At 60.7% G+C, this 19,666-nt stretch carries 18 protein-coding genes, 1 pseudogene and 1 riboswitch; of the genes and pseudogenes, 15 read left to right on the top strand and 4 right to left on the bottom strand.

Annotated features, from left to right (window positions below; translation table 11 throughout):
* Nucleotides 1-623 precede the first annotated feature (623 nt).
* The 4 genes and pseudogenes from YUO_RS46315 to YUO_RS0119030 all read left to right on the top strand — a co-directional run bounded on the left by YUO_RS46315 (nt 624) and on the right by YUO_RS0119030 (nt 4,444).
* Nucleotides 624-800, top strand: coding sequence for a hypothetical protein (locus tag YUO_RS46315; protein WP_156908679.1), 177 nt, complete (start codon nt 624-626; stop codon nt 798-800).
* 181 nt (nt 801-981) lie between these two features.
* A riboswitch (cobalamin riboswitch) is annotated at nt 982-1,178 on the top strand.
* A 101-nt stretch (nt 1,179-1,279) separates the two neighbouring features.
* A pseudogene (gene metE / locus YUO_RS41090) lies at nt 1,280-3,608 on the top strand (5-methyltetrahydropteroyltriglutamate--homocysteine S-methyltransferase).
* Between the two features lie 325 nt (nt 3,609-3,933).
* Nucleotides 3,934-4,206 (top strand): Rieske (2Fe-2S) protein, encoded by a 273-nt coding sequence (locus YUO_RS48945; RefSeq protein ID WP_430649550.1) that lies wholly within the window; start codon nt 3,934-3,936, stop codon nt 4,204-4,206.
* Between the two features lie 34 nt (nt 4,207-4,240).
* Complete coding sequence (locus YUO_RS0119030) at nt 4,241-4,444, top strand: cold-shock protein (RefSeq protein ID WP_028348719.1); 204 nt, start codon at nt 4,241-4,243, stop codon at nt 4,442-4,444.
* A gap of 414 nt (nt 4,445-4,858) precedes the next feature.
* On the opposite strand, the gene YUO_RS0119035 is transcribed toward YUO_RS0119030, so the two are convergent.
* The 4 genes from YUO_RS0119035 to fixL form a co-directional block, all read right to left on the bottom strand.
* Nucleotides 4,859-5,548, bottom strand: coding sequence for a helix-turn-helix domain-containing protein (locus YUO_RS0119035; RefSeq protein WP_028348720.1), 690 nt, complete (start codon nt 5,546-5,548; stop codon nt 4,859-4,861).
* Between the two features lie 116 nt (nt 5,549-5,664).
* The gene (locus YUO_RS0119040; protein WP_028348721.1) at nt 5,665-6,060 is read right to left on the bottom strand and encodes a response regulator; all 396 of its coding nucleotides are present in this window, start codon (nt 6,058-6,060) and stop codon (nt 5,665-5,667) included.
* Nucleotides 6,061-6,145: 85 nt separating this feature from the next.
* Entirely contained in the window at nt 6,146-6,763 is a 618-nt protein-coding gene (fixJ, locus tag YUO_RS0119045) for a response regulator FixJ (RefSeq protein ID WP_028348722.1), read from the bottom strand.
* A complete protein-coding gene (fixL, locus tag YUO_RS0119050; protein ID WP_028348723.1) occupies nt 6,753-8,279 on the bottom strand; it encodes a sensor protein FixL in 1,527 nt (508 codons plus the stop codon). The genes fixJ and fixL overlap by 11 nt, the downstream gene beginning before the upstream one ends.
* 195 nt (nt 8,280-8,474) lie before the next feature.
* Here fixL and YUO_RS0119055 point away from each other — a divergent pair, with 195 nt between their 5' ends.
* From YUO_RS0119055 to YUO_RS41095, 11 genes are all read left to right on the top strand, one after another.
* Entirely contained in the window at nt 8,475-8,915 is a 441-nt protein-coding gene (locus YUO_RS0119055; RefSeq protein ID WP_028348724.1) for a CBS domain-containing protein, read from the top strand.
* A gap of 1,180 nt (nt 8,916-10,095) precedes the next feature.
* On the top strand, nt 10,096-10,815 hold the full coding sequence (locus YUO_RS0119065; RefSeq protein ID WP_028348726.1) for a cyclic nucleotide-binding domain-containing protein: 720 nt from the start codon (nt 10,096-10,098) through the stop codon (nt 10,813-10,815).
* Nucleotides 10,816-11,217: 402 nt separating this feature from the next.
* Complete coding sequence (ccoN, locus tag YUO_RS0119075) at nt 11,218-12,840, top strand: cytochrome-c oxidase, cbb3-type subunit I (RefSeq protein ID WP_028348727.1); 1,623 nt, start codon at nt 11,218-11,220, stop codon at nt 12,838-12,840.
* An 11-nt stretch (nt 12,841-12,851) separates the two neighbouring features.
* On the top strand, nt 12,852-13,586 hold the full coding sequence (ccoO, locus tag YUO_RS0119080; RefSeq protein WP_028348728.1) for a cytochrome-c oxidase, cbb3-type subunit II: 735 nt from the start codon (nt 12,852-12,854) through the stop codon (nt 13,584-13,586).
* Between the two features lie 11 nt (nt 13,587-13,597).
* On the top strand, nt 13,598-13,762 hold the full coding sequence (locus YUO_RS0119085; RefSeq protein ID WP_028348729.1) for a cbb3-type cytochrome c oxidase subunit 3: 165 nt from the start codon (nt 13,598-13,600) through the stop codon (nt 13,760-13,762).
* Between the two features lie 6 nt (nt 13,763-13,768).
* Nucleotides 13,769-14,638, top strand: a complete 870-nt coding sequence (ccoP, locus tag YUO_RS0119090) for a cytochrome-c oxidase, cbb3-type subunit III (RefSeq protein WP_028348730.1) — start codon at nt 13,769-13,771, stop codon at nt 14,636-14,638.
* 77 nt (nt 14,639-14,715) lie between these two features.
* On the top strand, nt 14,716-16,179 hold the full coding sequence (ccoG, locus tag YUO_RS0119095) for a cytochrome c oxidase accessory protein CcoG (protein ID WP_028348731.1): 1,464 nt from the start codon (nt 14,716-14,718) through the stop codon (nt 16,177-16,179).
* Nucleotides 16,176-16,697 carry a FixH family protein gene (locus YUO_RS0119100; protein WP_051379508.1) on the top strand — a complete coding sequence of 174 codons (522 nt, stop codon included), beginning with the start codon at nt 16,176-16,178 and terminating at the stop codon, nt 16,695-16,697. The genes ccoG and YUO_RS0119100 overlap by 4 nt, the downstream gene beginning before the upstream one ends.
* Before the next feature lie 11 nt (nt 16,698-16,708).
* Nucleotides 16,709-18,901: a heavy metal translocating P-type ATPase gene (locus YUO_RS0119105; protein ID WP_028348733.1), complete on the top strand. Its 2,193-nt coding sequence runs from the start codon at nt 16,709-16,711 to the stop codon at nt 18,899-18,901.
* On the top strand, nt 18,901-19,086 hold the full coding sequence (ccoS, locus tag YUO_RS0119110; RefSeq protein ID WP_028348734.1) for a cbb3-type cytochrome oxidase assembly protein CcoS: 186 nt from the start codon (nt 18,901-18,903) through the stop codon (nt 19,084-19,086). Before YUO_RS0119105 ends, ccoS begins: the two co-directional genes overlap by 1 nt.
* A gap of 155 nt (nt 19,087-19,241) precedes the next feature.
* Nucleotides 19,242-19,649, top strand: coding sequence for a DUF6455 family protein (locus YUO_RS41095; RefSeq protein WP_051379509.1), 408 nt, complete (start codon nt 19,242-19,244; stop codon nt 19,647-19,649).
* Nucleotides 19,650-19,666: the final 17 nt, after the last annotated feature.

The raw sequence follows: 19,666 nt of genomic DNA on the forward strand, positions 1-19,666 counted from the left end.
TAGGGAGGTCACCGTTCCCTTCTTTGTTCAGGCGGGATATGGTTTCGGCGACACTCATCACGGGTTTCGGTGATCTATTACAAGCCTGTACGTGACGTGCATTGCGAGTTCAGAATCGTGAGCAGCTACAGGCCTATGGGAATGTCAATGTAGCGCATCGATGGCTCGTCGGCATCGGTCGGACCGAGCTGGTCCGAGGCTGACAGGCAAGCCGCAAGCACTGCCGATGTCTGCTCCATGGCCTGCAAATGGCGAAGCGTCACGCGGATATGGCGCGGGCAAAATGGTCGTTTCGGAGTGCGACGGTGGACGGTTCAAGTCCGCAGACGACAGAATGGATGACATGCCGCTCGAAGGCCACGAGATCGGGGTTGCCCGTAACTTTCAATCAAAGGCCTGGAAGGTGATTCGGCAGTCATTCCTGGATGGGCGTTTTTTGGCCTAGTTGGTCGCGGAACGGACGCAGGGGATAGAGGTGCGCGCAGGTGGGCAACCCTCGGGCACTGGCTATGTCACAAGGGTATGGCGATGCGACAGTAGTTTCGGCAAGATATGGGTGTGACTCGCGATACAGCACATAAGCGCGTGCAGAGTTGGGGCGGGCGCTTACCGAGTTTCCTGGCGTGCTCAACACCGCGGAAATGTGCGTGCCTTTGCCGGGCGTGCCGCTGCTCGCCAACATGACCGTCTTCGGCAAGACGCCGTTTCCTTGCGATGGCAGAATTCGAGGTAACTATTCAATCGTGATCTGGCCGGTGTCTGCGCTGCGGGTGGCGAACAAGGGGCAGGAAGATCTGTAAGCTGCGATCGCGCGACCGCCGCACCCACAAGATTGTCGATCGAATCCAGACGCGCGCCCAACTCTATGCGACGATCGGGCCGCACGATGACGAGGCGCTAGATGCTTGCGTTCTCCAGACAGTCGCTCCCGAGAAACCGCACAGGTGATTATCGAGAGGTTGACGGAACGGTCCTCTTGCAGGTAATCGGAGATGTCGAGGTTCTCCGGATCAATCCGGAGCCAAGAGGGAAGCCGGTGCGATGCCGGCGCTGCCCCCGCAACTGTAAGCGGCGAGCCACTGTCCAATAGAAGTCACTGAAGCCACGCGGCTTCGGGAAGGCCGGACAGCGGGCGACGACCCGCGAGCCAGGAGACCTGGCCCGACAATATATTCGTCCACGGGCGGGGTGTCCGGTGGTGCGCCAAGCAGTTGCCGCTTCGGCGGCTTTTTCTGCACGCGTCCGCCATGGCCTTTGCTCCCAACATGGGGTTGAAGCTATGTCTCTTCTCTCGATTCCTGTCGCTACACTCGGCACGCCGCGCATCGGTCCGCGCCGCGAACTGAAACTCGCGCTCGAGAGCTATTGGGCCGGAAAGTCTGACGAAACGCAGCTTCTTGAGGCTGCGGCTGCGCTTCGCGCCGCTAACTGGTCGCGGCAGAAATCGCTCGGCGTAACCGTTATCCCTTCAAACGACTTCTCGCTTTATGACCATGTGCTCGATACCAGCGTAATGGTCGGTGCCATTCCGGAAATTTACGGTTGGAGTGCAGGCCCCGTTTCGCTCAAGACCTACTTTGCGATGGCACGGGGCGCACAGCGCGATGACCATGATGCGAATTGCGGTCACGCCGAGCACGGCGCGGCAGCGCAGCAGATGACCAAATGGTTCGACACCAATTATCACTACATCGTGCCGGAATATCACAAGGACCAGACCTTCACGCTTTCCTCTCGCAAGCCGATCGAGGAGTATGAAGAAGCGAAAAGCCTGGGTTATCAGACGCGCCCGGTGCTGGTTGGTCCAGTCACCTTTCTCAAGCTCGGCAAGAGCGCCGATCCTGCATTCGATCCGCTGTTGCTACTCGATAGGCTGCTGCCGGTCTATGTAGATGTTCTCCGCGAACTCACCTTAAGGGGCGCCGAGTGGGTGCAACTGGACGAGCCATGTTTGGTCCTGGACCTCGATGATGCCACACGCGACGCGCTGCGCCGGACCTACGCCCATCTGGCCAAGAAAGTTCCCGACATCAAGATCATGCTCGCTACCTATTTTGGAACGATCGGCGACAACCTGGAAACCGCTTTGACGTTGTCGGTCGCGGGCCTTCACATCGACCTGGTCCGCGCCCCGGAGCAGTTGAACGCGATTGTCACCGACGCTCGAAGGGATCTTGTCATCTCCCTCGGCATCGTCGATGGCCGCAATGTCTGGCGTTCGAACCTTCCAGCGGTGCTCGATCGGCTCGAACTTGCGATCGCAAAGCTCGGCAAGGACCGCGTGCAGATTGCACCCTCATGCTCGCTGCTTCATGTCCCGATCGACCTCGAACTCGAGACGGATCTTGATCCCGATGTGAAAAGCTGGCTTGCTTTCTCCGTCCAGAAGATCGGAGAACTCGCAACGCTGGGGCGCGTGCTGGCTAAAGGATGGGAGGAAGCGGCGGATGTACTTGAGGCCTCGGAAGGCGCGGCCATCGCGCGCGAAACGTCACCCAACGTTCACAATGCGAACGTCGCCAAGCGAATGGCTGCAATCGATGACAGCATGCGGCGTCGTCACAGTCCTTTCGCCCGGCGCGCCGAGGTTCAGCGCGCGCGGTTCGGATTGCCGACATTTCCCACGACGACGATCGGATCGTTCCCGCAGACGGTGGAGGTTCGCAACGCTCGCGCAGCCTATGCGCGGGGAAGGATGAGCGAAGCACAATACGAGCAGTTTCTCAAAGTGGAGACGGCGCGCGCGGTGCGCTGGCAGGAAGACATTGGTCTCGACGTTCTCGTGCATGGCGAGTTCGAGCGCAATGACATGGTGCAGTATTTCGGTGAGCGGCTGTCCGGCTTCGCATTCACCAAACATGGCTGGGTTCAGTCCTACGGCTCGCGTTATGTCCGGCCGCCCATCCTGTTTGGCGATGTCTCCCGGCCGAAGCCGATGGCGATGGAGTGGTGGCGCTTCGCGCAATCGCTGACCAAGAAGCCACTGAAGGCGATGCTGACAGGGCCGGTGACGATCCTGAACTGGTCATTCGTCCGTGATGATATTCCACGGAGCGAAGCATGCCATCAGATCGCGCTCGCGATACGTGACGAGGTGATCGATCTAGAGAGGTCCGGCGCGATGATGATCCAGATTGACGAGGCTGCGCTCCGAGAAGGATTGCGCGCTGCGCAAGTCACAATGGAAGACCTACCTCGGCTGGGCAGTAGACAGCTTCCGCATCTGCTCGTCTGGCGTGGCCGACGAGACCCAGATCCACACCCATATGTGTTATTCCGAGTTCAACGACATCATCGATGCGATCGCGGCAATGGATGCCGACGTCATTTCGATCGAGACGTCGCGGTCAAAAATGCAACTGCTTGATGCCTTCAAGAGCTACAAATATCCAAACGAGATCGGACCCGGCGTTTACGACATCCATTCGCCGCGCGTGCCGGACGTAGCCGAGATGAAAAACCTCATTGCGCTGGCGCGGCAGCGGCTTTCCGATGCGCAGCTCTGGATCAATCCCGATTGCGGCCTAAAAACGCGCCGATGGGAGGAGGTGCGTCCCGCGCTCATCAATATGGTCGCGGCTGCCCGCGAATTGCGGATGGCGTCCTGATCCCGAGGCAGTCGCCGATCTCCGACCTCTTTTTTCACAGGGAGCCCCGATGCGTTTCTGAATCAAATGCACCCCGCTTTGGAAAGGAGGAGCCCTGTTGCGTGAATTTCTCGCTTGTCAGGGCGATGTGGCGTGACGGCGAGAAAACGATCCTGGAGTTCGTCGGAAGCAACGCCCAAACGATCGAGGTGGACGAGGCGCCGGGACGAAATCTCTCGATCCGTGTCAGTCGGGTTATTGAGTCGATTGTTGCAGACTTCGGGAACCGGAACCGGCGAAGTGTCGGTCGGTTTGCGAACGGGCGATGCGCATCCGGACCATTGGCATGCTCTTGCCTAGTCGCGTGAGATCAGGCCGGAGAACGGTTTTTGCTCCCTCGTCTCGCGAGGGAACCGTCGTCGTTCGCCTGATAAAGGGTGAACTGTTCGCGCTGGAACATCGCTGCGCCTATCGGCAGGTGCCATTGTCGAAAGGCCTCGTCAGAAACCGGCTGCATTGCTGCTATCACGGCTCAACGCGGCGGAGCTGGCGCACTAAAGCTAATCCTAATTCCGCAAATCACTTGAGGCGAGCAGGTCTGTCGAGTTTAATGATCTGATACGCCGTTAATTAGGTGATTCGGAGAGAAGAACATGCCCCAAGGCAAGGTGAAGATGTTTAAGGACGATAAGGGTTTCGGCTTTATAGCGCCTGATACCGGCGGTGAAGACCTATTCTTCCACGTGAGCAGCTTGTTGCCCGGTGTAACGCCCAAGCAAGGAGACCGCGTCAGCTATGAAATTGGTGTAGACCGCAGGAGTGGACGTAGTCGAGCCGAAAAGGTCGTGATCGGTTGATCATAGAGACTTGGGCTGATTCATTTCCCGGCCGCCATACGAAGGCTTTCTTATCATCGCGGGCGTTTCAAAGCGCCTCTAGCTTCTCCCACTCCATGAACCCGCAATCCCGGTCGCCCCGCAATCACGCCTTTTCATCAGGACCGAGCAAGTCAGGATAGGCATTTGCGGTTACCTCGCAAGGTAAATGGCCAGGTCTGGGCAGGCGGTGCAACATCAAGCCCCTGCTCGCGGACCAAGCGGGCGGAGGCGAGGCGGCGGTGGCGTAATTTCGATCTCCCGTCGGCCGCGCTCCCGTTACCTCGAGCCGATCGGATGCAACGTCCAATCGCGGAACGCTTCAGGTTGGATTGACTGCTTATTCACATCGACCAACCTGAATTCACTCGACTTGGCCTCGCCATATGAGGCCGATCAGATATCCATGTTGCGCAGGCGCTGGCGGTTGCGCAGCACGATCTGGCGGGCGCCGGAAAAGCCCAACACGCCTTCGTCGTTCAATTGCGACAGGGCACGTGACACCGTTTCCAGCGTAAGGCCGAGATAATCGCCGATGTCCCGGCGGCACATCGGGAGCGCCATCGTGCCGGCCACCGTAAGGCGGCGATCCATCTCCAGGAGGAAGTTGGCGACTCGTTCGATCGCGCTTTTGCGACCAAGCAGCAGGATGTGCTCCTCGGCGCGCTTGAGGTCATCAGCCGTCATGGTCCAAAGCTTGTGGGCGACACGGACGTCGGTGCCAGCCGCCTGTTCGAGGCTGCGGCGCTTCACCAGGCGCACGGTGCTGTCGATGATGGCTTCGGCGGCCAGGCGGTGCTTGGTGCCGGACTCCAGCCCGAACACGTCGCCAGGCAAATGAAACGCGCCGATTTGACGACGTCCGTCGGACAGCAGCTTGTAGGTGCGCACCGCGCCGCGAACGACTTGGTAAACATATTCCGCCGGCTCCTCCTCACCATAGATTTCCTTGTCCTTGCGGTAGGTGAACTCCGCGGCGATCAGGCCAGCATGGCCTGTGATGCCGAAAAACGGTTCGACAGGCCCAAAAGCGCCGGGAGCGGCTCGGTTGACGTTGAGGGACGGGGCAGTCGATCGAGTGAGCATGAGCCATCTCCTGTGCAGCGGATGGCGAATTCGTAAGTGGAACAAAACGGCTGGGAAATTTCGCTCCATGCCTTAAGGGCAATGCCTTACGTAGGATCCCGGAGCTGTGCCGGTTTTCAGGACGCAGAGGGCCGCTCCGTATTGATCGCGTCCCAGATATGGGAGGAAAGGCTGTCCTCGACATGCGGCTTGACCAGCACATGGCGAATACCGGCAACTGCTGCTTTGGCCGGAATGGACGCGTCGGGGTGACCGGTGATCAGGATGATAGGCGTATCGATATCGCGCCGGCGCAAGAGACCGGCAAGGTCGATGCCGCTCATGCCCGGCATCTTGTAGTCGATCACGAGGCAGTCGGCGCCGCTCATAGTCATGGCGTTCAGGAGCGCCTCGCCGCTGCGGAAAGTGCGTACACAAAAACCGTCGGCTTCCAGGAGAAAGCGCAGCGATCCGAGCACGTCGGTGTCATCATCGACGACGTAGACAAGGGGCGTTCTGCTAAGTGAGGGCATCACAGGTTTTATGCGGCTTTCTGATCAGCCATGCGGTCGATCAGAGCATCCATAAGGTCTTCCTGCGGGGCCGACTTGATCCAGCTCAATCTTTAAGCGCCCCGGCTCGCATGGCGAGGCGGACGAGTTCCGAAAGATTCGAAGCCTGCATCTTGGTCATCACGTTGGCTCGGTAGACCTCGATGGTGCGCGGGCTGATATTGTAGTCGCGTGCGATCATCTTATTGGACAGGCCAGCCACCAATCCCTCCATCACCTGCCGCTCGCGCGGGCTCAGCGAGGCGACCCGCGCGGCGATGTCCTGCGTCATTGCCTCGTCGCGGGCGCCGGCTTCAGCCTGCCGGAGCGCGGCGTCGATCATCGCAACCAGGCGGTCATCCTCGAACGGCTTCTCCAGGAAATCGACCGCACCGAGTTTCATCGCCTCGACGGCGAGGGGGACGTCGCCATGGCCGGTCATGATGATGACGGCCAAGGAGGCGCGGCTCACCTTCAGGCGCTTTAGCAACTCGACGCCATCGATGCCGGGCATGCGGACATCCGAGACCACACAGCCGAATTCGATGCTGGAAAGGTGATCGAGGAATTTCTGCGCCGTCTCGAACAGACTGACCTCAAAGTCCGCGGAATCGAGCAAGAAGTGCAGCGAGTCACGCATCGCCTCATCATCGTCGATGACGTAGACATTTCCTCTAGTTGCCATCAGTCAAAATCTCGTTGGGTGCAGCCGGCAGAGTGAAGCGAAACGTCGCGCCGAATGCGTGATTGGATTCGGCCCACATCCTGCCGCCATGGGCCTCGATGATGGAGCGGCTGATCGACAGCCCGACTCCCATGCCGGTTTCTTTGGTCGTAAAGAAGGTCTGGAACAGGTGCTTCTCCACATCTTCGGGGAATCCGTGACCGGTGTCGAACACCGAGACTTCTGTCATATCGTCGTCGATCGGCCGGTTAGAGACGATGAGCTCGCGCCGTGCGGACTGGGCCATGGCTTCCAGCGCGTTACGAAACAGATTGACCAGCACCTGCTGGATCTGAACGCGGTCGACCAGGACATGGTCATGCTGCGGGTCCAGGCTGAAGCGGATCCGCACGTCCTGTTCGCGCGCACCGGCCAGGCCAAGCGCGCCGGCTTCTTCAACCATCTTCGAAAGGCTCTCGACGCGCTTTTCGGATTCGCCGCGGGCGACGAAATCGCGCAGCCGCCGGATGATCTGCCCGGCGCGGATCGCCTGTTCCGCCGCGCGAGCCATCGCGTTCTCGATTCTTGCGCGGTTCGGATCGGGGCTCGTGGCAAGCAGCCGGCGCGAGCCCTTCACGTAGTTGCTGATGGCAGCAAGCGGCTGGTTAAGCTCATGTGCCAATGCAGAACCCATCTCTCCCATCGCGCTCAGCCGTGACATGTGGACGAGCTCCGACTGCAGTTCCTGCAGCCGCGCCTGGGTCTGCTGATGCTCGGTGAGGTCACGGACGAAGCCGGTAAAATAGGGCATGCCGCCGGATTGCATCTCGCCGATCGACAGGTGCATCGGGAAGGTGGTACCGTCCTTTCGCTGACCGGTGACGATGCGGCCGATGCCGATGATGTGCCGTTCGCCGGTGGCGACGTATCGTGCCATATAGCCGTCATGGCGTGAACGGTCGGGCTCGGGCATCAGGATGCTGACATTCTGCCCGATTGCCTCGCTCTGGAGGTAGCCGAACTGGCGTTCCGCCGCGCTCGAGAAGAACTGCATGATGCCGCGGCCGTTGATAACGATCATCGCGTCCGGGATGGTCTCCAGTATCAATTGCAGGTGCCTTTCGCGCGTGCGCAGGTCCTCCTCGAGCCGCTTCTCCTCGTCGAGGTCGAGCACGACGCCGGAAAGGTGGGACGGAATGCCATCCTTGTCCCTGATGACGCTGCCGCGGGCGCGGACCCAATGGCTGCCGCCGTCCTCGGGTCTTAACCGGTAGGAGAGGTCAAACGAGGCGCCGGTCTCGAGTGAACGGGAGATCGCCTGCTCGGTTCGCTCGCGGTCCTCAGGCTCGAGCAGCGAAAGGAACAGATCGTAGCTGACCGCAGCGGCATTGGAAACGCCGAACAGTTTTCGCGCGGTATTCGACCAGAACAACTCTCTGGTGGACAGGTCGATATCCCAGCCGCCGACGCCAGCGCCGTCGGCACCCAGCCGAAAGCGCTGATCGTGGCTGCCGTCGTCACACGGGAAGGGCGCCATGCCGCTCAATTGTCCTTTTCCAATTCCGGAGCGCGGATTCGGTTGAGATTTTCCCGATTATGGGCCGAATGCCCGGCCCTACTCAAGGGCGAGAAAATTTGTACGATCGCGCTGATTTCATCCGTTTGACCTTACTCAATGTGCGCGGCCGCCCCGCGTGCTTGAAGTGGCGCCGTCGACAGCGAGGATTTCGCCTTGTACAAGTTTATCGAGCAGACGGTTGCCAATTACATGACGCGCGAGCCTAGGACGGTTGCGCGCGATATGACGATGTGTGAACTCGGCGATCTCTTCGAGAAGCAAGATTTCAACGCCTATCCGGTCATGGACGAATCGCAGGTGGTCGGCGTCATCTCGAAGTTTGACTACCTGTCCTGCTTCGTTTTCACGCCGGCGCGCATCATCCCGCGCTACCGCGACCTGATGCAGCGGGCCGCCGTTGATCTGATGACAGCGGAATTCATTTATGTCGCTCCCGAAACTAGGCTGACCCGCGTGCTGGAGCTGATGGTCAACCACCGACTCCGCAGCATGCCAGTGCTCGACAACGAGCAGCGGCTTGCCGGCATTATTTCGCGGAAGGACGTGATGCGGGCGCTGCAGGATTGCGCCGCGGCGGACGCTGACCGAGTCTGATCGCAGCAGTGCCGCGTATGACCGGCAGTCGCTTGAGGTCAATGAGTTGAGCAGCGTTCGGATCGGGCGCGCCATCCTCCGAACTATCCCGGCGGGGAATGTGGGCCATCCGGATTGTCGTCTTGAACTGCGACGTCTGGTGGAGCATTGGTTCGTATGGGTCTATAGCGGCCTGCCCTCTCCGGGGGCCAGGAGTTCAGTCGATTCCGAGCAACGTAGCCAAACGTTAGCGCTCCGGTGAGCACGAATCGGGTGCTCGCCAGGCATGCTTGATCGGTCGTTTCTCCCAAGAGGTGCTGCGCTGTCGATTTATCCAGTACAACACCAGGGTGACTGGAACCACCGGTAGCATAGCCTCGAAAGGATAGTCGCGCACTGGCTGGCGACTCCAACACGAAATCCGAGACTGGATTGATCCGGACAGTCCAAACCAACACAACTTCCACAATTCGGATTTGTGAGGTGGAACGGCACTTCCGCCTTCCTTGCTCCTCGCGGACCCGGCAGGGCGGCGACCCGATCAGACCGTCGATCGAGGCATATTCGCCGGGAGCGAACGCTCGTCCTTGAATGAATCGGACTTCGTGGGGGCCGGCGGCGTGAGGAATCATAGTGCAACACCAGCCGCCTCCTTGACGGCGAACGAGTTGGCCGAGCGCATTTGCCAACGATCACATGGCCCGTGCCCTCACCGCCTTCGGGGTGACCCGGCTGTTGCCCAGGCTCCAGCCGGATGTTGCGAAAACTGCAATGGGAGGGAGGATCAAGAATCGGCTTCAGGGAATTTCTTCGTGGCGATCTTGCTCTGTTCAACAGGCAGCTTAAGTGGGATCTTTAGTGGGAGCTGGCTAGCTGCGGGCTTGATCAAACCTTGATAATGATGCTGACCAGCGGCACGAGCAGGCTGACCGTCCGTTCAAGGGATGGTGCAGCAGGCCCGAGACCCGCGATAGCGTGGCGCCTCGATCTGGAGCGCGTCAAGGGAGGTGCCGTGGATCTCATTGGCAAGCTCGAGCTCGCGCCTTTAACGACCTCCGCGGGGCGCGGAACGACGCAGCCTCAGGGCGTCTCCGGCGATTGATCTGCATCAACAACATCTCATCCCTACGGACGCTACACTGCATCGACCCGCAGGGAAACGCGCCCATGAGGCGCCTGCAGGCGGCAATCGGAGGGACGTGTGAAGATTTCGGTTTTGGGGGAAGGAATGCATTGTCGATCGTGTCACGATTGCACGGCGAGGGGCTTTGCCATCTGCGCAGCGCTCGACAAGGCCGAATTGCGCGAATTGGCGCAGCTGTCGCGGCATGTTCGTTTCGAATCAGGCGCCACCGTGTTCGCACAGGCAAACATAGCAACGTCGTTCTTCAGCGTGCATGCGGGTACCCTGCGCCTCTACAAGCTGTTGCCGGACAGTCGGCGGCAGATCGTCGGTTTTGCATTGCCAGGCGATTTCCTCGGGCTCCCCGGCTTGCCGCACCACGAATTCTCCGCTGACGCGGTCGGCCGTGTCACGCTGTGTCAGTTCCCCAAGGAGTCATTCGCGACATTCGCCGAGAAACGGCCGCAGTTGCTGCGCCGCATGGTCGAATTGGCGGGCCACGAGCTGGCCCGGGCACAGGAACATATGGTCTTGCTCGGACGGCGCTCCGCCGAAGAGAAGATAGCGACCTTCCTGATCAGCTGGCGCGACCGACTGAGTGGAATTGGACGTGGCGGAGAAATTCTGCCGCTGCCGATGAAAAGGCTGGACATCGCGGATCATCTGGGGCTCACCATCGAGACGGTGAGCCGTACCTTCTCGAAGCTCGAACGTGATGGTGTGATCCAAACCTTTGCGAGTGGCGTCGTCCTCTTGGATGCCCCGCGCGCCGAAGCGTTGTCTGCGGGCGTAAGTTGAAGCGCGTCGCGTAGGGTTCTTTTGTCCTGGTTTGATCAAGGTCAAAGACGTCTCTGTTGAAACGGCGTTATATCCGCATCAGCTTCAATGGAGGTCGTCATGCCCGCCGATGCGCTCTTGGTTTCCGCAGCCGTCATCTCGGTCTTCATGATTTTCGCCGCTGCTCTTGCTTGGGCCAGTGTCCAATCACCAAGGTCGCATCAGGCAACACCGGGAGCGCGCAAGCGTCGTCCATTCTGATTCCTTCAGGCAGCTGCTGGAGCTGGTGCAAAACGCTCGCCGGCCGCAGGGGTAGCTGACGGGTTGATCTCAATCAAGGACAACACAGCGAGACCCGGGCTGACGGGGCAGGCGTCCATGCAAAGAGAATCACACATGCAGCAATCTCAATGCACGAAATGGATGACTCACGGCGAAGCCGGGCTGATGCTATTCTTCTCGATGGCGGCCTTCGTCTGCGCGTTCGCAGCCGCCAAGGCGCTGGACGCGCCGTTCGCGTTTCATGCTTCGCTCGCTGCAGTGGCAAGCGGCGTCGCCTCCTTCGCCATCATGAATCGGTATCTCGACCGCCCCGCGTCGTTGCCGCCGGAGGAGATCAACGGGAAGCCGAACTATAATGTCGGTCCGATCAAGTTTGCTTCCTTCATGGCGATGTTCTGGGGCATCGCCGGCTTCGCCGTCGGGCTCTTGATCGCATCGCAGCTCGCCTGGCCGGCGCTGAACTTCGATCTACCGTGGACCAGCTTCGGCCGGCTCCGGCCGCTGCACACCTCGGCGGTGATCTTCGCCTTCGGTGGCAACGTGCTGATCGCGACCTCGTTCTATGTGGTGCAGCGGACCTGCCGGACGCGGCTCGTGGGCGATCTCGCGCCATGGTTCGTCGTGCTCGGCTACAACTTCTTCATTTTGATCGCGGGCACCGGCTATCTACTTGGCGTGACGCAATCCAAGGAATATGCCGAGCCCGAATGGTACGCCGATCTGTGGCTAACGATCGTCTGGGTCGTCTATCTCGTCGTGTTCGTGATGACGCTGGTGAAGCGCAAGGAGCCGCACATCTTTGTCGCCAACTGGTTTTATCTCGCCTTCATCGTCACCATCGCCGTGCTGCATCTCGGCAATAACCCGGCGCTGCCGGTCTCGGTGTTCGGCTCGAAGTCCTACATCGCCTGGGGCGGTGTGCAGGATGCCATGTTCCAGTGGTGGTACGGGCATAACGCGGTCGGCTTCTTCCTGACGGCCGGCTTCCTCGCCATCATGTACTACTTCATCCCGAAACGCGCCGAGCGGCCGGTCTATTCCTATCGACTGTCGATCATTCACTTCTGGGCCCTGATCTTTCTCTACATCTGGGCCGGCCCGCACCATCTGCACCACACGGCGCTGCCGGATTGGACGCAGACGCTCGGCATGACCTTCTCGATCATGTTGTGGATGCCGTCCTGGGGCGGCATGATCAATGGCCTGATGACGCTGTCCGGCGCCTGGGACAAGCTCCGCACCGATCCCGTGCTGCGCATGCTCGTGGTGTCGGTCGCCTTCTACGGCATGTCGACCTTCGAAGGGCCGATGATGTCAATCAAGGTCGTGAACTCGCTGAGCCACTATACCGACTGGACCATCGGCCATGTGCATTCCGGCGCGCTGGGCTGGGTCGGCTTCGTTTCCTTTGGCGCGCTGTACTGCCTGATTCCATGGCTATGGGATCGCAAGGGTCTCTACAGCTTGAAGCTGGTCAACTGGCACTTCTGGACCGCCACCATCGGCATCGTGCTCTACATCTCCGCGATGTGGGTCTCCGGAATTCTGCAGGGCCTGATGTGGCGTGCCTACACCTCGCTCGGCTTTCTCGAATATTCTTTCCTCGAGACGGTGGAAGCGATGCACCCGTTCTACGTTATCCGTGCCGCCGGCGGCGCGCTGTTCCTGATTGGCGCGCTGATCATGGCCTATAATCTATGGATGACGGTGCGGGCAAGAGAGGCGGATGTCGGCACAGAGCTCGCGTTGCAGGCGGCGGAATAAGGAGCGATCGGATGTCCTTCTGGACCCGCCATCAAATCTTCGAGAAGAATTCGGTCATCCTGATCGCGGGCATTCTGGTTGTGATTGCGATCGGCGGCCTAGTCGAGATCACGCCGTTGTTCTACCTGAAAAGCACGATCGAGGTGGTCGATGGCGTCAGGCCCTACACACCGCTCGAACTAGCTGGCCGCAATATCTATGTCCGCGAGGGCTGCTATCTCTGCCACTCGCAGATGGTCCGGCCGCTCCGCGATGAGGTTGAGCGCTATGGCCACTTCTCGCTGGCTGCCGAGAGCATGTACGACCATCCATTCCAGTGGGGTTCGAAGCGCACTGGGCCGGATCTCGCGCGGGTCGGCGCAAAGTATTCCGATGAGTGGCACGTCACTCACCTAACCAATCCGCGCGCCATTGTGCCGCAGTCGGTGATGCCGGGCTATCCGTTCCTCGCCCAGACCGAGGTCGACACCGCTGTTGTCGCCGATAACCTCAAGGCCAGCCGCGTCGTTGGCGTGCCCTATTCGGACGAGCAAATCAGGAACGCGGTCGCCGACCTGAAGGCGCAGGCCGATCCGGACAATGTCGGCACCGATGCGTTCGCGAAGCGCTATCCAAAAGCTGTGATCCGCAATTTCGACAGCAAGGCCGGTGCGCCGACCGAGATGGATGCGCTGGTCGCATATCTGCAGATGCTCGGCACGCTGGTCGACTTCAAGCTCTACAACGAAAAGGCCAATCTTCGCTGAGAGGCAGGACGATGAAAGCAATCTTGACCGTGCACAACATCGCGTCGGACCTCGTCACCAGCGTGTGGACGCCGGCCTTCGTCGGCCTGTTCATTGCGATCGTGATCTACGCACTTTGGCCGCGCAACCAGGCGGTTTTCGACCAGGCATCTCGGATGCCGTTGCGGGAGGACTGAGAGGTCATGGCGGAAAGCGAACTCGACAAGGTTTCCGGCAAGACCACCACCGGTCACCAGTGGGACGGCATCAAGGAACTCAATACACCGCTGCCGCGCTGGTGGCTGATCACCTTCTACGCCACCATACTGTGGGCGATGGGCTATTGGGTTGTGTACCCGGCTTGGCCGCTTCTGTGGAGCTACACCAGGGGCGCGCTCAACTATTCGACGCGCGCCGCGGTCGCCGTCGAGCTTGCCAATCTGGAAAAGATCCGCGGCGACAAGATGATTGCGCTGGGTGCGGCTTCGCTCGCCGATATCGAAAAGGATCCGGCGCTGTTGGCGCTGGCGCGCGCTCGCGGCAAGGCCGCGTTCGGCGACAATTGCGCGCCTTGCCACGGCTCGGGCGGCGCCGGCGCAAAAGGCTATCCCAACCTGAACGATGACGACTGGTTGTGGGGCGGTTCGCTCGACCAGCTTGTGCAGACCATCCAGTTCGGCGCGCGCTCGGGTCACACCAAGACCCATGAGGGCGCGATGCTCGCCTTCGGCAAGGATGGCATCTTGAAGCCGGACGAGATTGGCACGGTCGCCAACTATGTGCGCTCGCTCTCGGGCTTGTCGACGCGCCAGGGTTACGATGTCGCCGCCGGCGCAAAAATTTTCGTCGAGAATTGCACGAGCTGTCATGGTGAGGCGGGCAAGGGCAACCAGGAGCTCGGCGCGCCCAATCTCACTGACAAGATCTGGCTCTACGGATCGGATGAGGCGACCCTGATTGAGACCATCACGATTGGTCGGGCCGGCGTGATGCCGGCGTGGGTGGGCCGGCTTGATCCCTCCACCATCAAGGCGCTGGCGGTCTACGTCCACACGCTCGGCGGCGGCAAGTAGCGGAGCAAAGGGAAGCGGCGTTGGGTTTGCGCTGGATCAACCTGGCAGAGAGGAGGAGACTAGGAGAGCGCGGGCCCATGAACAAGATCGTCCAAATAAAACCCGACCAAGTCGAAGATGTTGGGTCGCTTTACGCGGCCCGCAAGAAGGTCTACCCGCAGAGTGTTTTCGGGACTTTCCGTCGGATTAAATGGGGCCTGATGGCGTTCTGCCTGGGCGTCTACTACGTGTTGCCTTTCGTGCGCTGGAATCGCGGCCTTGGCGCCCCAGATCAGGCGGTGCTGATCGATCTGCCGAACAGTCGCTTCTATTTCTTTTTTATCGAGCTGTGGCCGCAGGAGGTCTATTACTTCACCGGCCTCCTCATCATCGCCGCGCTCACACTATTCCTGATGAATTCGGTCGGCGGCCGCATCTGGTGCGGCTATCTCTGCCCGCAAACGGTCTGGACCGACCTGTTCTATGCGGTAGAGCGCCTGATCGAGGGCGACCGGCGCGAGCGCATGAGGAAGGCGGCTTCCGCCGATCCCCTAAAACTCGAGCGCATCTCCGAAATCATGCTCAAGCATTCGATCTGGCTCTTGATCGCCTGGTGGACGGGCGGCGCCTGGGTGCTCTATTTCACCGATGCGCCGACGCTGGTGAAGGAGCTCGTCACCTTCCAGGCGCCGGCGATCGCCTATATCTGGATCGCAATCCTCACCGCGACAACCTATCTGCTCGCTGGCTTCATGCGCGAGCAGGTCTGCGTCTACATGTGCCCCTGGCCACGTATCCAGGCGGCGCTGACCGATGAGTGGGCGCTGAACGTCACCTATCGCTACGACCGCGGCGAAAAGCGCAGGTCGGTAAAGAAGGCGAACGAGCTGCGGGCGCTCGGCCTGCCTGCCGGCGACTGCGTCAATTGCTATCAATGCGTGGCGGCCTGCCCGACCGGCATCGATATCCGCAATGGCCCGCAGATCGATTGCATCCAGTGCGGCCTGTGCATCGACGCATGCGACAACGTGATGAAGAAGATCGGTCGGCCGACTCGGCTGATCGGCTACGACAATGACATTAACATCCAGCGCCGGATGGCCGGCAAGCCGCCGATCTACGGTATCGTGCGGCCACGCACGATCATCTACACCGCGCTGATCGCACTCGTCGGTGGGATCATGCTGTATGCGCTGCTCACCCGTTCGCTGCTCGACATCAACGTGCTGCACGATCGCAACCCGGTTGCTGTGAAGCTCAGCGACGGCTCGATCCGCAACGCCTACACGGTCCGTTTCCTCAACAAGCGCAGTCTTGACCGCGTGGTGACGATCGATGTCGATGGTCCGCCGTATGCTGTGCTGCACGTCGTGGGCGACGATTCGATCACACCTGATAGGCCGATGGTCGTGCTCGGACGCGACGGCACCACGGAATTGCGCGTGCTGGTGACCGCCCCATCTGAGAAGAACTCCGAAAGATCGATCCCGATCAAATTCCGGATCACCGATATCGGTCTAGGCGAGGTCGCTTCCGCGATCGACAATTTCGTCTTGCCATGAGAACAAGTGGAGCTGTCGTGAACAGAGCCAGTGCATCGCCAAAGCCGCTCACCGGTCGCAAGGTGCTTTTCATGCTGCTTGCGTTCTTTGGCGTCGTCATCGGCGTCAACCTCACCATAATAAGTCTTGCTTCCATGACGCTGCCCGGCACTGACGTCGAAAGCGCCTATGCGGCGAGCCTTGCCTATGAGAAGGAGATCGCCGCCGCACGCGAGCAGGATGTGCGCAGCTGGAAGGTGGACGCGCATCTTGCGCGCAGTGCGGACGGCGACACCGCGCTGGAAGTCAAGGCACGCGACGGGAGCGGAAAGGCGCTGACCGGACTAAAGTTCACCGGTCGCCTAGAACGGCCGACCGATCGGCGGGCGGACCGGGTGATCGCGCTATCGGAGGTGACGGGCGGCGTTTATCGGGGCAGCGGCGGCGCGGTCGGGCCGGGACAATGGAATCTGGTGCTGGAAAGCGAAGCCGACGGCCGGCGTCTGTTCATGTCTAGGAACCGCGTGGTACTGAACTAAGGGAACTCTTCATGCAGGCGACGCGGGATTTTTCGCATTATGTCAAGCATCTCGGCTCCGGACTGGCGCATATTGATCTCGCGGTCGAAGGCGTCAGCTGCGCCGGCTGCATCTCGAAGATCGAGCGAGGCCTTTCAGCCATCCCGGACGTGACGCTGGCGCGCGTCAACCTGACCGACCGCCGTGTCGCGCTGGAGTGGAAGGAGGGCGCGCTCGATCCGGCGCGCTTCATTGATCGCCTGGCCGAGCTCGGCTACAAGGCCTATCCGTTCGAGGCTGTCACCGCCGAAGCAGTAGAGGCCGAGAACTCCCGCTTCCTGCTGCGCTGCCTGGGTGTTGCGGCATTCGCGACCATGAACGTCATGATGCTGTCGATCCCGGTGTGGTCCGGCAATGTCAGCGATATGCTGCCGGAGCAGCGAGATTTCTTCCACTGGATCTCGGCGCTGATCGCGCTGCCCGCGGCAGCCTATGCCGGCCAGCCTTTCTTTCGCTCGGCGTTCAACGCGCTGCGCACTGGCAACGTCAACATGGATGTGCCGATCAGCATCGGCGTGATCCTGGCGCTTGCGACCTCGATCGTCGAGACCATCGGCCATGCCGAGCACGCCTATTTCGACGCCCCGATTATGCTGCTCACCTTTCTCCTGGTCGGGCGATACCTTGACCAGAACATGCGGCGGCGGACCCGCGCGGTGGCCGGCAATCTCGCCGCGCTGAAAGCCGAGACGGCGACCAAATTCGTCGGTCCAGACGAGATATCCGTGGTGCCGGCCGCGGCGGTCATGGCCGGCGACATTGTGCTGCTGCGGCCGGGCGAGCGTTCCGCGATAGATGGCATTGTCATCGAAGGCAGGTCGGAGATCGACCAGAGTTTGATCACGGGTGAAACGCTGCACGCGTCGGTCGAGCCCGGCAGCGAGGTCTATGCCGGCTCGCTCAACGTTTCCGGGTCCTTGCGCATCCGTGTCTCGGCCGCTTCCGAAGGCACCCTGCTTGCGGAAATCCAGCGGCTGCTTGACCATGCCGTGCAGGTGCGCTCGCGCTATGTGCAGCTCGCCGACCGTGCCTCGCGCCTCTACGCACCGGTGGTCCATGCGACCGCTTTCCTGACCATGACCGGCTGGTTGATCGCCGGCGCAAGCTTCCATGACTCCATCATCACCGCGATCACGGTGCTGATCATCACCTGTCCTTGTGCGCTTGGGCTTGCCATCCCGACGGTGCAGACGGTGGCGTCGGGAGCAATGTTCCGCGCCGGCGTGCTGCTGAATTCGGGCGACGCGATCGAGCGTGTCGTTGCGGTCGATCGTATCATCTTCGACAAGACGGGAACGCTAACGTTGCCTGAGTTCGATGTGGTGAACTCGGCGGCTGTTCCTGCCGACGTGGTTGAGCTCGCGGGCCGGCTTGCGTTGGCAAGCCATCACCCCGTCGCCGCTGCGCTAGCGCGTGCGGCCGGTGCGAAATCGCCGCTGCCCGGGATCACGGAACAGCCGGGGCAGGGCGTTCGCGGCATTCTTAAAGGTGAAGAGGTGAGGCTTGGAAGTCCAACTTTCTGCAAGGCCGATGGTCTCGCGAACGAAATCCTAAGCCGCGATCCCGAGGCTTCCGTCGTTGCCTTCGCGCGTGGCGAGAAACGTTATGTGTTTGCGGTCTGCCAAAGCATGCGGCCGGACGCGCGCGCGGTCATCGCGGCGCTTCAGAAGCGTGGCGTGGCGGTAGAAATTATTTCCGGTGACCGCGAGCCGGCGGTGCGCGCCGCGGCTGAGATGCTTCAAATCCCCGAATGGCGCGCCGGCGTCACGCCCGCCGACAAGATCGCCCGGATCGAGGAACTGAAGCGGCAGGGCTTTAAAGTCATGATGGTCGGCGATGGGCTCAACGATGCGCCATCGCTGGCGGCGGCGCATGTCTCGATGTCGCCGATCTCGGCGGCGCATTTGAGCCAGGCGACGGCCGATCTCGTTTTCCTCGGCAACCGCCTCGCGCCGGTGATTGCCTCGCTAGACCATTCGCGGAAAGCGCTGCACCTGATGCGGCAAAACCTCTATCTCGCCCTTGGCTACAATTTCCTCGCCGTGCCGATTGCTATTCTGGGCTTCGTGACGCCCCCGATCGCGGCTGCCGCAATGTCGGGCTCATCGATTCTGGTGATGCTGAATGCACTGCGGGGCCGCCATGTCCCGCAGGAGACTCTGTGATGGAAGTGATCGTGTTCCTGGTGCCGCTGGCGCTCTTACTCGGACTGTTCGGGCTGCTCGGATTTCTGTGGTCGTTGAAGAACGGCCAGTATGACGATCTGGATGGCGCGGCCTGGCGGGCGATTTCTGACGACGACGGAACGCCGGCTCGCCCCGTCGAGCTGAGGTCGGAATCGCGACCGTAACGCCTCACCGTAACGCCTTGTCGTCGCGCGTCCCGGAATGCTTCCAATTTTGATCTGACGCAATACGGTCGGCTATTTCGCCCCGCATACTTGACGTGCTCAAACCGTACCGGAAGGGTACTATGGCAAGAACGGAATCCATCGGCGGTAGGCTCATGGGCAAGTTGTCGGAGTGGCTCGGCCGGCTCGGTGATACCGCCGAGCTCCGCGCCCTTGGAGCCGCCAAGCTCGATTGCATCGCGCGCGACGTTCGCGTCTCACGGACCGAGCTCGAAACCCTCACTTACCAAGGGCGGCGCGGCGCTGATGAGCTGTCGGGACTACTCAAGGCGCTCGGCATCGACGAGAGGGCCATTGCGCGCAAGGAGCCGGGCGTGCTGCGCGACATGACGCTGGTATGTGCATTGTGCGCCGAAAAGATCCGATGCAACCGCGAGATAGAGGCGGAAACAACGGCGCAGCACCTTCATGAATACTGCGCCAACAGCTACACGATCGATGCGCTCCGGACGAAGCCAAAGCCAGATGCGATGGATCTCCTTCGTGGTCCGAGCTGCTGCTGACAAGCTACAATGGTCTA

Source organism: Bradyrhizobium murdochi, from assembly GCF_000472965.1.
Classification (GTDB): domain Bacteria; phylum Pseudomonadota; class Alphaproteobacteria; order Rhizobiales; family Xanthobacteraceae; genus Bradyrhizobium; species Bradyrhizobium murdochi.

Coding starts and splice junctions, on each gene's coding strand:
- ccoS (WP_028348734.1), top strand. CDS start 18,901: ATGGAAGTGATCGTGTTCCTGGTGCCGCTGGCGCTCTTACTCGGACTG.
- YUO_RS0119030 (WP_028348719.1), top strand. CDS start 4,241: ATGCCCCAAGGCAAGGTGAAGATGTTTAAGGACGATAAGGGTTTCGGC.
- fixJ (WP_028348722.1), bottom strand. CDS start 6,763: ATGGCAACTAGAGGAAATGTCTACGTCATCGACGATGATGAGGCGATG.
- YUO_RS0119105 (WP_028348733.1), top strand. CDS start 16,709: ATGCAGGCGACGCGGGATTTTTCGCATTATGTCAAGCATCTCGGCTCC.
- YUO_RS48945 (WP_430649550.1), top strand. CDS start 3,934: ATGCTCTTGCCTAGTCGCGTGAGATCAGGCCGGAGAACGGTTTTTGCT.
- YUO_RS0119085 (WP_028348729.1), top strand. CDS start 13,598: ATGAAAGCAATCTTGACCGTGCACAACATCGCGTCGGACCTCGTCACC.
- ccoP (WP_028348730.1), top strand. CDS start 13,769: ATGGCGGAAAGCGAACTCGACAAGGTTTCCGGCAAGACCACCACCGGT.
- YUO_RS41095 (WP_051379509.1), top strand. CDS start 19,242: ATGGGCAAGTTGTCGGAGTGGCTCGGCCGGCTCGGTGATACCGCCGAG.
- fixL (WP_028348723.1), bottom strand. CDS start 8,279: ATGGCGCCCTTCCCGTGTGACGACGGCAGCCACGATCAGCGCTTTCGG.
- ccoO (WP_028348728.1), top strand. CDS start 12,852: ATGTCCTTCTGGACCCGCCATCAAATCTTCGAGAAGAATTCGGTCATC.
- YUO_RS0119100 (WP_051379508.1), top strand. CDS start 16,176: ATGAGAACAAGTGGAGCTGTCGTGAACAGAGCCAGTGCATCGCCAAAG.
- ccoN (WP_028348727.1), top strand. CDS start 11,218: ATGACTCACGGCGAAGCCGGGCTGATGCTATTCTTCTCGATGGCGGCC.
- YUO_RS0119035 (WP_028348720.1), bottom strand. CDS start 5,548: ATGCTCACTCGATCGACTGCCCCGTCCCTCAACGTCAACCGAGCCGCT.
- ccoG (WP_028348731.1), top strand. CDS start 14,716: ATGAACAAGATCGTCCAAATAAAACCCGACCAAGTCGAAGATGTTGGG.
- YUO_RS0119040 (WP_028348721.1), bottom strand. CDS start 6,060: ATGCCCTCACTTAGCAGAACGCCCCTTGTCTACGTCGTCGATGATGAC.